At 42.6% G+C, this 14,947-nt stretch carries 5 protein-coding genes; 4 read left to right on the top strand and 1 reads right to left on the bottom strand.

What is annotated here, in order from left to right:
* Positions 1-314: 314 nt before the first annotated feature.
* The 4 genes from J7K40_06845 (at position 315) to J7K40_06860 (ending at position 6,515) form a co-directional block, all read left to right on the top strand.
* Positions 315-1,463: a hypothetical protein gene (locus tag J7K40_06845; protein MCD6162114.1), complete on the top strand. Its 1,149-nt coding sequence runs from the start codon at positions 315-317 to the stop codon at positions 1,461-1,463.
* Positions 1,464-1,611: 148 nt separating this feature from the next.
* Positions 1,612-4,773 (top strand): OmpA family protein, encoded by a 3,162-nt coding sequence (locus tag J7K40_06850; GenBank protein MCD6162115.1) that lies wholly within the window; start codon positions 1,612-1,614, stop codon positions 4,771-4,773.
* Positions 4,774-4,889: 116 nt separating this feature from the next.
* Positions 4,890-5,993, top strand: coding sequence for a PQQ-like beta-propeller repeat protein (locus J7K40_06855; GenBank protein MCD6162116.1), 1,104 nt, complete (start codon positions 4,890-4,892; stop codon positions 5,991-5,993).
* Positions 5,994-6,071: 78 nt separating this feature from the next.
* Entirely contained in the window at positions 6,072-6,515 is a 444-nt protein-coding gene (locus tag J7K40_06860) for a DcrB-related protein (GenBank protein ID MCD6162117.1), read from the top strand.
* Positions 6,516-6,872: 357 nt separating this feature from the next.
* On the opposite strand, the gene J7K40_06865 is transcribed toward J7K40_06860, so the two are convergent.
* Positions 6,873-14,255 carry a cell envelope integrity protein TolA gene (locus tag J7K40_06865; protein MCD6162118.1) on the bottom strand — a complete coding sequence of 2,461 codons (7,383 nt, stop codon included), beginning with the start codon at positions 14,253-14,255 and terminating at the stop codon, positions 6,873-6,875.
* Between the last annotated feature and the right edge of the window lie 692 nt (positions 14,256-14,947).

Consider the following 14,947-nt stretch of genomic DNA (forward strand, 5'->3'; position numbering starts at 1 on the left):
TGGGAATGACGCGGACGGTGTTGGGAATGACGCGGGCAGTGTGGGAATGACGCGGACGGTGTTTGGAATGACATCATTATATAGCATCCGCCTAAGGCGGACAAAAGGCCGGACAGTAGTGCTGTTTTTTTCATTATTACAACCATCAGTACACCCATAAATGTCTGCCATAATCCCGGATAATTTATTTGTAGTTCTGCTGCATAATCCGGGTTTATAAATAAACTCCTAATGAAATTTCTCTTGACAAAACAACAAATGACGATTAGCATAAAACAATAGTAATTGTTTATAACCTTTAATGGAATCTATTTATGGGTAAACCGGCGGCCAGAACGACTGATATAGCGATGACATGCAGCGACCCTACCGATATGCCAACCGGAATGGTTGTAGCTGTTAGCACTGTTTTAATCAACAACCTTCCCGCTGCCAAAAAAGGCGACCAGATTGTCGGCGTGGATGTGCATATTATTATGGTGCCATCCCCCGGCGGACCGGTGCCTACTCCAATCCCTCATCCGTTTATGGGTATTATAGACAATGGCTTAAGTTCTTCCGTTAAAATAATGGGACAACCGGCAGCAACCCAAGACAGTACGGCAACCAATACTCCACCGCATGTACCCTGCGGACCTGGGCCATTTCAGAAACCTCCCGGCAACAAAGCCACTATTAAGCTGGGCAGTTTAAATGTCATGATTGGCGATGGCAGCGGTTCAGGCAGCGGTTCAGGCAGCGGCAGCGGAGGCTCTGGTGTTGCTCAAGTTGGCAGCGGTGGAGTCGGTGATGTTGTGGGACATTACCTTGATGTTAAATTTAAAGATAAAGGCGGCAAGCCTGTCTCCGGCGCAGGTTATTCAATAGAAACACCCGATAACAAGAAATGGAAGGGCACTCTTGGCGGACAGATTAAAAAAGCCGTAACCCAAGAGGGCGATTATAAAATATCGCTTATGTCAATAATCAAAGCGGAATGGTCGGTTAAACAAGCATCTGTCGGCGATAAGGTGAAATTGCTGGCCGAAACTAAAGGTGTTGATACGGAAGAAGATGCCATTCTTGGCATTTTTATCAGAGATTCAAATTTCCCCGATAAACCATATAAGACTATTAAGACCAAGCTTAAAAATAATAAAATCGAAGAAGAATGGGAATTTCGGGTCGATGACGACTTATTAAAAGAGCAAGATTCCAAGGAAAAGAAAAAAGGCTACCAAGCGCCATCGTTTTATTTCCTTGTAAGAACTGCCGGAATGGTTCAAAAATCCAATCTTTTGGAATATAAAGATTGGCTGGAGCTAAATATTAAAGATGAGGATGGCAAGGCGGTTGCCAACAAAAAATATAAAGTCTATTGCCCTAACGGACAGGTAAAAGAGGGTAAGCTTGATGGCAACGGCCATGCAAAAGTTGAGGATATCCCGCCGGGAAAAGTTAAGATTTCGATAGAAAAAAATTAGTAATCAACTGGCTTAATTTACGGAAAATAATTTGAGCGACACGATAGAAAAACAAGTAATATTTCGAAATATACTCGGCAAGGTTTCCGCTTTTTCACACAGCACATGGGATATAATTCTTAAAAAAATCAATGTTAATGTGCTTGAGATGGAAGATGTTCTTTTCCATCACAACAGCGCGGTTATGATGCCTGAGGCACCGCTTAGCAAAAAAAATAGAGGCGGCAAAGCTGAAAAAAATCAACTAAAAGTAACCGGAGTAAAAGCACTTGCCTTGATATTCAAGGAATTCGAGTTTGATCCGGATAAACGGATTCTAATTGCCGGCCATACCGATACAAGCGGTGACGCGAAATATAATTTTGGACTTTCCGAACTTCGCGCAAAAAATGTATTGTACCTTCTAATAGGCAAACGGACAGAATGGGCTGATGTATGCTACGAGAAACATCGAATCAAAGATTACCAGCAGATACTTAAACACTGCTACAGCCATCGCAAATGGAAATGCCACCTCTACTGGTGCGATGATAAATGGGGCAAAAATACCAGGGAACGGACTAAAACTTTTATTACAGAATATAATAAACTAAATATCTATCCCGATGAGCCGGATATTCCTGTTGATACAACTATCGAAACTATCAATAACGACTCCAAACACCGCTGGCCTAAAATATTATGGAAAGCTGTTTATGATTTATATATCCAGGACATATGCGGCGTTTTAAGTATAACTAAAGATCAGCTTGAAAACAGACAGCAAAATGTAATCAAGTTTGTTGATGATAAAAAGAAATTTGTCGGCTGCGGCGAATCTTTCCCAATTGATAAATCACAGAAAGATAATCATCGGTCAAAAGCTAACCGTCGAGTTGTAATCCTCTTTTTCGATAAGGATGAAGCTCCCGAAACCATCGACTGCCCAACGGATGTTAATAGCACTCACAAGGAAAAGGATTGCCCTATTTGGCATGGTCTTCATTTTTTGCCATTGTATATTAAGCCCGAGGACTTGTATTCTGTTGTCTATCATCTGGAATTTTGCTATTACAATCGCGTTAAAGAAAAGTTGATGGATGTTCCTGATGGGCTGAAGATTCAGGCTTTTGAAATAAACGATAAAAACAAAACCCAGGAATTAAATACATCTGTTGATTACAGGAACAAGAATGGTAAAGGTGTCTATTGGGTGAAAGTGCGGTTTAAATCTCCTCTTGATGATAATACTCATAAAAAATTGTATTTCGAATTTAAAACCAAAGATAAATGGATTTATACTAAGAATAAACATAGCGATCCAAAAATTGTAACGAAAACGCCTAATGAAATTAAAGTATTAAATAAGACTGATAATTTTGCGAAAAGATGGAAATATTATGATCTGCCTGAACATTGGTCATCGAGAAACTACTGGACCCGCTATGATAACGATATGAATAAAGGCGCGCGCTATGAGAAGGTTTTCAAAGATAAAGAGCTTAAGCCTATCGATAATAAAACCAACAGCACTCAAGCTGACCAGCCGTTAATGTTTTCGCTTGATGACATTGTTCTCATCAAGAGTGATGGCAGTCAGATTATTAAAGATAAAAATCATCTTGATGCTCCGTTAGATTTACATGCAGATTCGCGCATTACGATGCTCTATTTGGATAAGGCTGATAAATACAAAGTGAAAGTCTACAAACCGAAAACGAATGAAACTTATTTCAGCAATATTGAATTCAAGAAAAACCTGATTACAGATTATCACAGTGCGGCACGAGCTATAATATTTTGCAGTCAATTCTATCATATTTTTGATAAACGTACAAAAAAAGGTACAGGTTTCGTCTACGCCAAAAAACATATTATTGGCGCACGCGCCGCACTAATCTATGATAAAGATGTTAGCGGCAGGCAAGCGCTTAAATACAGCCAAACGTACTTTGACAAAGGCTATTTAGGCGATGGCTGCGGAAACATTGAACTTCACTACCTGCATGCCTGCGAAGTTAAAGATTCCAAACTGGTCGGCGCTCTAATTATCTACTGGTCGGGAAGATTTGTTGTAGATGCCACCAAAGGCGGAGTTGCGCTCGATAAGACACATTTCGTGCAAGAGGGGATGCAAAATGCGATGGACAGGATGAATGCCAAAGACTATCAATTGGAAAAACATTCAGGTCCCTATGATATTATCGTTAAAACTTTCATCTTTTATGAAGCCAAAAAAGATACTCGCGGCGGAAAACATAAATGTACGGTATCGCTTAGAGACGATGCCGGCGGGAGCAGTATTTCACCTGAATCCGCAACATACCGTTCCAGCGCTTATCAGGATGAAGCGAAACCTTTCAAACAGCCTTATGGAACCGGGCCGGATGACCCGCTTAATACTTACGCTGATTATGACGGCAGTACAACGCAGCGTTTAGTAGTTGCTCATGAGCAGGGACACGCTTCCGGCTGGGATGATGAATATGTTTATTATCTTGACGGATACGACCCTGCGACAAGATATAGACAGTATTATGAGGGTATGCCTTATGTAATTGATAAAATTAATTTAATGAGTAATAATCATGCTACCAGAATGCGGAACTTTTGGGGTTATGTGAATTGGCTTACAGATTATGGTAAAAACGGCAAGCCATTAGAGAAGATGCTGAAAGGAACCCAGTTTAAAATTACATTTAAAGATTTGAATTTTCAGCTTAATAAAACGAAATATAAAAATATTTACAAATCTGCATACAACAAGAAAAATTATGCTATTACCGCAAATGCTAAATGCAATTTGCGGCTGTATAAGCTTGGCGATGATGAATTTGCACATGATATAACTAATAATCAGGTTTATAATGGAATATTGGTTGTTATTACATATATTAATGCCAAATTTAAGCGAGACCCGGCTCATGTTATACCGCAACTAACTCCTATACAAAAGCGGCAATGGTTAGTTGAACTTGAAAAAAGAGTAATACTTATGTTGGGCAATAAATTCCGTCTAAACTGTACCTCAGATGCCAATCATGATTTCTCTAATGTGTTTTTACGCTTTATGCCTCATTATATTTACAATACAGCGCATGCGGATACCCATTTCACGCTTGAGGTTACCAAAGACAATACTAATACATTTAATCCGACAGGTTCAACCATTAAGGTAGGCAGCAGCTGCCCTGCCAGCAAAATAATCAGATATATATACGGCAAGACCACCGGGACAGCAAACTTAGCCGCCGGAGATTTATCTAAAATTAAAGACTGGATCGAGCACGAAGACCAAACCGGTGAAAGTTATTCAATTGTGGCTTTGTAATGAGTAAACGCAAGCAATTATCTTATGTATTGATATGGTATCTGTTTTTAATACTAATCTCATTAAGCTGCTTAAATGCGAGCGAAAAAACGCCGCAAGCAGGAGGTGATATAAATATGAACGACAATATAACCGACAAATCAACCTACCCTACCTACTTGGCGAACTACGGACGCAATTCTTATATCCCCGTAGAGTCAAACAGCAAAGGTAAACTTGGCTGGTCTGCGGAAATACCGCTTAAATCAAACCAGCATCCGAGAAACGTGATGGTCTGGGAAGGAAATTTGGTAGTCGAGACCGAATCAAATATTATTGTATATGACAATAAAGGGGATTTCCTGTGGGAGCGTTCAAAGGTTTTCAAGTCGCCTATAGCTATTGGCAATAAATTTCTGTATTATGAAAACGAAAATTTCTTTCTTGATGTAGTGGACACGGCAAATAAATCAGTCTACGAAAATATTTCAATCCCTGAAGCCGCCAATGAGAATTACCCGATTTATTTATTCGCGCCCGAAAAAGAGACATTTATTGCCGCTATTCAGTTTGTCGGCGGTGAGGATGGTACACCCGCCGAAGCCCGTTTTCATATGACTAAATTCGGCGACCGCATTTCGACATGGGAGCATGGGATTAAAGGAGCGCTGAGTTTACCGCCGCTATATATTGCTGAAGCAAACAAGCTAGTGATATTTATGAAAGATATTTCATATTTCGATACCGATACCGGCAAAAAAATCAGCCAAATTAATTTTCCCTTAGAGTCTCCCGTAAATTGCTGTGCCGGTAATGATGAGATGCTGTATATGCTCGGCTATGAAAACAACCAGATTGTTCTTGCCGCATTCACGGATGATGGAATAATAAAATGGCGCTGGATTGATACATCCGCAGGCAAAGCCTTATTAAAAAAACAACCGCCTATTAATGGTGCTGATAATATCATATATGTATTAGCCTCCGATGAAGTTTTTGCTGTCAATCGACACAAACTATTATGGTCATTTGCGCCAGAAAATAAAACTATCGGTTATGGAACCGCTCTGGCGGATGGCTCTTTACTATTGACTGCAGATAACTCACTTTATCGCTTGGATAGCAAAGGCGAAACGATGTTTTCTGTCGATTTTGAAAAGATGATTACGGCTCCACCGGTGGTGGACATTAACGGCAAGATTTATATTGCAATGCCAGATGAATTGGTGTTAGTTAAATAATTAATGAAACTTAAAACTAATGAATTTTCAGGATTAAATAAATTAACTTAATAGGGGGTCTTACGAAAGGCAGCGTTTATGACTAAAGTAAAAAATCGATTCCAATTCGAGCTTCCCGACGGTTGGGAAGACCAGACTGTATATATATTCGAAGGGCCTGAAAGCAGCGGCATTGAACACAGGCTGATGCTGAATATTGACCGTCACCTTCAACATGATGATATAAACGATTTCGCGCATGAGAAAACTGATGCGTTAAAAGAGTCAGTTCAGGGTATTAGTATCCTGAAGGATGAAGAAACAACTATCAGAGATGGTAATCCGGCTTATGAGTTCGTTTACAAATGGATTCCAAGCGATGAGAAAGTAATCTTCTATAAATTTGTTTTTATTATAAAAGATGATATTGGATTCAGCTTTTCTGCGATGTTCTCCAAGAAAACTCTTAAGACTGTTGGTTTACAGATGGGTGAAATTATTGAATCGCTTATACCGGGGACATATTATCCTTCAAGTGAGTAATTCCAGATATAGCAATTGATTTGTTAGCGGTAAACATAACCCGCATTACTCACAAATCTTAATCCTCCCATAGGCAGACTCTTCTGCCAGCCTGCCTGAGGCGCATTATTTATAAAAAATATTGAAAGTCATTGCTCCGCCTCGGGCAGACGCTGCAACAATCTCATTGTTGCTGTGCTGATTATAAGCATTGAGATTGCCGCGCTCTCTTTGGTCTCCGCCTAAGGCGGAACAATGACTGATTGGCATACCGCTGCATTACTTTATAGAGTTTATGAATAATGCGGGCTGTAATAAATAATCCGGGCAAATAAAAAAGGCGGCCTTACGGCCGCCTTTGAGTTCGAATATCAGAAACTACTTGGTGGAACCAGTCGGTAAAACTCTACCTTGAACAGGCGGAATTTCACAGTTTGGCCAGCCAGCAGGTGCAGTTGCTGGTGGAGGATCAAAAGACGGATCAACAGGATGCCAGCAAGGCAAGTAATCAGTACACCACATGATCGATTGCGCGCCTCTGAAGTAGCCTACAAGCTTGATAACGTCGCTGCCCATTACGATACAGTCGCCGTTAGCATCTGCGCTTGCCCAGAAATATGGATTGGCAGCTTCCGAATTATGCATCATGCATGGAACCGAAGAAGGCGAACCCTTGAAGTAGTTAACCAGATAAGTAACATCGCCGCCGATTACTCTCGGTATCCAAAGACCTAAATGCTGGTTAACATCGCCAGCCATGTATTCGTAGCAATCCGGACCGCCGCTGCCAACCTGGAAGGTTACCGGCACTCTCTGTGTCAGAGCTAACGGGTCGTTGGATGTGAAGTTGATAGCGCCAGTATAGAGTCCTTCGGAAGTTAAGTTCTCGGCATCCATAGTAACGTTAATATCAACATCAGCGCCACCCGGAGCGATATCGAATGCAACAGAATTATCTCTAGCTGCGAGGGCGATATCAAGCCATACATCTTCTTCAGGTCCAACCAGACACATTGAAAGATCACGGTCGTAAGCACCCATTGAATCGCCGTCAGCATAGTAGCATAACGAAGCGTCATCAGCTGTACCAACAGGAGCGCAAGCCCACAAGAAGACGCAGTTTGCCGGGGTACCGACGCCTACGCCCTGAATTGAGAGCCAACCACTAAAGAGGGAAACTGGAGTTGTTAATGTAACATGGTATTCCTTCATAGTGTATGCGCCGCCAATAAGCCATGATGTCGCTTCAGGAGTAATTGAATATACGCCTGTATGAACCGGCATACCTGGTGTGCCGCCGGCATCAGCATAGATTTCGACGTTGAAGTCCATAGGTTCTTCATCACACTCTTGCCATCCAGCATCATACTCGAGGTCGAGACCCCAGAAGACTATTTCTTCAATGGTGCCGTAAGCAGAGGCAAAGTTCTCATAGCGTTTGTATTCAAATACATCATTTGAATCGCTGGTAGCAAAAGACCAGTCAACAAGCTCGGGAACTTGCGAATAAAACGAACCAACAGGACATTCCGGATCATCCGGAGGAGCTTCGCCGAAGTCCATAGTGAAGTGATAATCACCATAATCAGTACCATAACCGTCAACGACGATGTAGTAAGTACCTGTAGCTAAGAATAAGTCGATGAACTCGGATTGATAGTTAGTACAGGAAGGTGCATCATCACAGCAATCGATGAGTACAGTATCAGAGTCATACACATACATCTTTGTATCGTATGTAGTAAGAACCGGATCGCAGACGCTGATGTTAAAGTAATTATCAGAAGCTACCGTGTATGAGTAAACGACATCTGGTGCAGTTGAACCGGAGTACGGACAAACTTCATCATAGTCGTTCGTATAACTATCGGTAGTACCCATAACGTCATAAGGAAGCGCAGCAATAACTGTTGCGTTAGCAATGTCATCGCCACCCTGCAGAATTACGCTAGGATTAGGTTTATTCGGAGAGTTATTGCTCGGAGCCTTATCGTCAATTGCTAATGCCAACTGAGCAGACTGAGCCATATCCACAGTTCTCGGTATGGAAGCCGAAATTGGCGGAGGATCGATAGAAACCGCAGCGGTAACTCTAAGTGTGTCTGTGCCGTTATTGGAAACGGTCAGAACATCAGTGTCAACATTGCCGGGTCCATAAGTAGCGACTTCGCCATGTATGGAATCAGGTGTAACATCAAATTCTGCATACGGAATCTCGGTAATATCGAGCGTGTAAAGCCCGCAGTTAGAGCCATAACCGTCAACAACGACATAATACGTGCCAGCCGGGAAGTAGCCTTCTACTTCTGACATAAGACCGCAGAAATCATCGTTATAAAGGTAATGTTCGCTGCCGCAGCATTCACCTTCAAAGATTCCAAGTTTTGTATCCCAGCTTACAGCAGTATTACAGAGTGTGATATTCAGCATATGAGCGCTGGTAAGAGTCATCTCATAAATCACTTCCGGAGCCGATGAACCAGTCCAGCAGAAGTTAGAGAAGTCGCAAGTATTATGTGCAACATCCTGATACGGAAATGCTTCAGGAATAATGAACGGATCCGAGCAGTGATCGCCCTGAACAGGCGTTGCACCTTCAGTAATAGTAATGCTGTAGTCAAACGGAATACCGTTATTATCGGCATCGACAATCATAGCCGGCCAATAGAGGGTATTAGAACCGTCGTTGTAAACTTGACCAAAGAACATTGAGACTCCGTCAAAACCGCTGACGCAGGTAGTATCAGGAAAGACATAACTGGTGGCATTTATTATGCCATTGCAGTCGCAGTCGTGAGTAAGACTAAGACCGGCATTGCCAGCATCAATATCAGTCGGGCACATCTGTATTGTAATATCATTCCAAGTATATGGCAGATCAAAATCGAACCATACGCCATTCCAGCCGGTGCAATCGGGACCGGTGCAGAATGTTGTGCCTGAACCGGTAGCCGGTGTGAACGGACCGGAGATAGTCTCGGAATTAGCGCATTCATCATTAGCAGGAGGAGTACATGGATTCAAGCTAACATCAAGAACCAGGTTGCCATAGCCAGAATATGAGCTAAAGCCGCCAGCTTCAATCAGATATGTGTTGCCGGAAACAACAAAAATTGTGACAGAAGCTCTGGAATTAATAGGGCATCCGCAACCATCATCGCAATGAGCCAATGAAGTACCTAATGGCGAACATGTGCAGCCATCATAAACTTCAATTTCAGTGTCGAAATCAGAATCGCAAAGGCTTATGGTTGCTAAACCGTTATCAGAAGCGGTATAGCAGTACCAGACGTTGAAATGAATCGCATTGGTGCCTTCGCCATCATCAGTAGCAAACCTAGTCCAAGCTGTGTAATTGCCTTCGCCAATAGCCAAAGCGTTATCGCAATCGTCATTAGCAGGAGGACCAGTCGGGCATGGAGTAGTACAATCCAAGCTCACATCCCAAGAGCCGCTAAGAATATCGCAGCTGTCTTCGAGAACATCAACACATGTCGGGTTGTAGCCTAATGAATCATAATCGTAGCAGCAGCGGCCAAGTGGCGGAGCTGAGCTGGCGAAAATATCCAAGCTAAATAAAGGTATACAATCAGGTGATGGCCAAGTATCGATCATCAAGTAGTATGTGCCGGCAGCGAGGAAGATATTTTCCACGGTGCGAGCGGTACTACCGGAACCGGTATTAACCTCGATACAATCGGCATCCGGCGGGCAGTTGTCATCAATAGCCAAGCCGCCATAGGTGGTGCCCATCGGATCGAATGTGTAGCCAATCCAGGTATCAGTTGTAACGGTGATTTCATAAATAATGTCTTCGCCGCCATCATAATAACCCAAGCAGGTTTCGCTATAGTCATCAACTCTGCCGCAGGTTGTATTCGTATCAGTGTACGGGAAGTCGGCAGGTATGGTAACCGTAACGGGATCAGTACAATCATCACCAAATAGCGGGAAGCATGGGTTGGTTGTACAATCGCCTTCGCCCCAAACGCCGGTATAAGTGGTGATACATTCGTTGGCATCAACACCGTCTACGCAATCCGGATCATACGGGTCGCCATAGCAGCAGCGGCCGTCCGGTAAAGCGCTTTCGGTGATTTCCAACCTGTATGCGCCGCAATTAGGCATTGCATAACCGGAACCATCGACATTGATGTAATAAGTTCCCGGGGCAAGAGTCTGATCAAGCAATTCCGCATGAAGGCTTGAAGTATCAGGACAGCTTCCCATAGTGCCATAATCAATTTCAGTTCCACCGCAGTTAGCATCATCATACAGCCAAATATAGCTGTTATAGTTGGAATCGGAGTTGCAAAGCGAGAATGACAGATTTCTATACTGAGTAAGAGTGAAGGTGTAAATAACATCCGGAGCGCCCCATTCGTAGTCATCCACGAAGTCGCAGCTATTGCGTGTGCTGTCAACATACGGGAATACTTCCGGAATAACAATTGCGGTTTCACAAATTTCGCCAGCCGGCGGAGGAGTGCCAGCGGTAACATTAACGGTATAATCAAAATCAATACCGTTGCCGTCAGCATCAACAATCCAAGCAGGCCAGTAAATAGTACCGCGAGCGGCGGAATATACTTGGGTAAAGCGCAGTGTAATGCCATCATAGCCGCTAGTACAGGTAGTATCCGGCCAATCGTAGTCAGTGGAGTTGATTACGCCATTGCAGTCGCAATCTGCCACAAGAGAAAGACCGGCATTGCCAGCGTCAATTGTGGTCGGGCACATCTGGATTTCAATATCGTTCCAGGTGTACGGCAGGTCGATTGAGTACCAGGCGTCTTGGTCAAAAGCGCAGCCAGGGGTAGTACAGAAACATGTACCACTGCCGGTTTCCGGATAAGTGTCTAATGCAATAGCATTGACACAATCATCGTTAGCCGGAGGCGAGCATTCGATCGAGCTTACATTAAGTACCTGGTTGCCATAGTTAGCGCTATAAGCGCCAGATTGAATAAGATAAGTATTGCCTGCAACAATCGCGAATTCGACATAAGACTGCAATGCTCTTGCATCGCACTCACCAGAGTCGTCATTGTAGATTATTTCAGTAGTAGGCGGGCAAGTACATTCTTCCCAAACAGCTAACTTGGTATCAAAGTTTGATTCGCAAAGTTCAGCTGTAGCATAACCGGTAACCGGTGCGGTATAGCAGTACCAGATATCTCTGTTAATTGTATGAGTGCCAATACCGTCAGTAGTGGCAAATTCGGTATAAGCTTCATAAGTGCCATCGCCAATAGCAGTAGCATTAGCGCATAAATCATTGGCCGGAGGACCTTCCGGACAAGGATCATCAGTACAATTCAAGCCCTCAACCCATGAAGAACCGTCAATAGTATCACAGTATTGTTCTATGATATTATCAATACAAGATGGGTTGTAGCCGAGTGTGTCATAATCATAACAGCAGCGGCCTACTGGCGGAACCGGGCAAGGATCGTCTATGCAATTTAATGCTTCCGTCCATACCTCATCAGCGCCTTGGCAGTTAACTTCATAAATACCATCAGTACAAATTGGTACTAACGGATCGGTGTTGTCACAGCAACGGCCTGTAGGCGGAGGAGTACCAACAACAATCGTAACATCGAGGTCGGGAATACAGAAAGGAGAAGACCATGTATCCACCATCAGGTAGTATGTACCAGCGGCTAAGAATACAGCTTCCTCGGTGCGTGGGGCACTGGAAGATGCAGTGTTAACAAATAAACAACCGGCATCCGGGAAGCAGTCTGTCGAAACAGTAAAGCCCATATAAGTTGTACCCTTCGGATCGACTGTAATATCAACCCAAGTATCGGCTGTAACGTTTAATTCGTAGAAAAGGTCTTCGCCGCTATCATAGTAGCCAAGACAGGTAGCGTCATAGTCATTGAGTCTTCCGCAAGTAGTATTCGAATTGGAGTACGGAAGAGCGGCAGGAATGACAACCGGTATCGGTGTAGTACAATCATTACCAGCTAACGCAATACAAGGATCGTCGGTGCAATTCAAGTCTTGAGTCCAGACTTCATTTACGTCTTGACAATCAGCTTCGAAAACGCTGTCTGTACAAACCGGTACGTAAATATCGGTATTGTCGCAGCAGCGGCCAATCGGAGCACCTGTGTAACCGTCAATGCTAATGTCAAAATAGAAACAGCCTTCTGACCAGTTATCCAGCATGATATAGACGGTTTCGCCTACGCCTACTGGAATATCAGCTAAGCTGACTTCAAAGACATTATAACCAGTTGTTGCAACGTCAATACATGACCCAGTCGGGGGACATGTGTCATCAACAAGAAGACCAGGATAATCTTCGGTGCAGTTCGTTACATCAATATTAAGGTAGATTATCTCAGAGCCATCATTAGTGAATTCATACATAATGTCTTCGTCGCCATCATAATAGCCAAGACATGTTTCGTCGTAATCATTGCCTCTGCCGCAGGTGCTGTCGGAAGCAGTATACGGCAGATCGGCTCTAACGACTGTATATGGATAGGAGCAATTGTCGCCTTCGTTCGGGACAGGGCACGGATCGGCAGTACAATTAAGACCTGCAGTCCAAACATCATTGGCACCCTGACAATTGGCTTCTATAACATCTGTACAAACAGGGGCAAGCGGACTTGTATAATCACAACAGCGTCCCGTTGGCGGAACAAATTCTTCGCACAGAATCGACACATGATAAGAGCCTTCAGTAGTAGAGTTATACGGAAGGACTAAAGCCCAGTATGTTCCCGGAACCAGATTATCCATCGTAATCAGGGAATAGTAACCCTGACCACCATCATCGTCGTAGTCTAACTCAAGTGTGCAATCATTCGGACCATAGAGATACATTCTTGTATCATTTATATCGTCAAGAGCGCAAGCATCGTTAGGATCAAGAGTTTCAATAGTAACACTCCAGAAATCATAAGTATCATCGAGAGTGAACTCGTAATAATCCTCTTCATCAGGATCAAAACCAATATCAGCGCACCAAACGGTATCGCCGCAGGCAACTACCTGAGCGCTATCGCAAGGGTCATTCGGTTCGACTTCATAGACTATAGCCAAAGGCTCAGGAAGCGGATCACCGCTGGATTTGGCGAGAAGAGCCTGATAACCAGCTATCTCATCAGAACTGATAGCATCATCAAGCTTAAGCTCGCTCATCCGATCGGCATCGCTGACTTCAGCGAGTTTACGCTGTAAGTCGGCATCAGCTTCAAATTCAGCATTAAGTTTGGCTTCTTCGGCCGCAAGTTTCGCCTGAATTTCAGCATTATCATCCTGAATAGCAACTTGCTCCTGAACATCAACTTGCTTGGCGGCAAGATTGATTTCTTTTTGCCGGTCGGCCTGTTGTTCGGCCGCTGCTTTATTGGCAGCTGTTTGCTCATCAGTGAATAAAGTTTGAACGGAAGATTGAACTTTATTTTTCAAAGCGGCTTCTTCAGCATTGATTATTGCTTGTTCGGCGGCTATGCCGGCTTTTTTGGCAGCAACATTGGCTTTTTCTTCAGCCATTCTTTGCTGCCTTTCAGCCTTAATAGCTTCTTCACGGGCAATTCTTTCCTGCTCGGCAGCTATTTTTGCCGAGTTATCAACGTTGTCTGTTTTAACAGTAACTTTGCCATCATTAATGGTTTTTGCTACTGTAGCTTTATTATCTTGTTTTAAGTCTTTGTTAACAACATCTTGGTTAGCCCAAACAAAAAGTAATCCAAAGGCCAAAATCAATACTGCTGTCAACAGTAGAGTTTTCCTCATTTACATTTCCTCCAAAAAATTAAGAGGTTACTACTACAAAAAATTACAAAAACTTACCTGATTCCCAAATTCAAAGTTAATAATTTAAAGTGGAACTCTTCGTTAATAATTTATTCTCTTGGTTATCTTGGTGATGGTTTTACTTCTTTAGGATAATTTGCAAAACCAATAACTTAAAAAAAGTCATAATAATTTTCATCTAAAAGCAAATCTAAAGAAGTACTAACATCTTTATCTATTGATAAATAATTAATTTTCCTTGACTATATTTCGAATCGAGAAAACGAACCATTTACCAAATGCTAATTCTTTCCTCCTTCTCGTTCTGAAATTGTTGTTAATTGCTTTACTTACCTGATTTTTGTTAAATAATTATGGTTTTGAAGACCAATTAAGTGCATATACTAATAATTTATTTACTCACAATCCTTGCTTTTCTAACATCTTAACCTTCTCATTATCAAGCTAACGATCTAAGTTTATAACCTTTATTTTATACCCGTGCAGGTTATTTCAGACGAACCATAAATTGGATACTTTAGCATACAAGCTAAGGTATGTTTTAATATAGATTATAATTATATGCTGTCAAGCTATTTTCTGTAAATTTATCTCTATTTTACATTAAATTGTAATATTACTGTCCGGCCTTTTGTCCGCCTTAGGCGGATGCTATAATGATGTCATTCCCA

It is taken from the genome of Candidatus Zixiibacteriota bacterium (genome assembly GCA_021159005.1).
Classification (GTDB): domain Bacteria; phylum Zixibacteria; class MSB-5A5; order UBA10806; family 4484-95; genus JAGGSN01.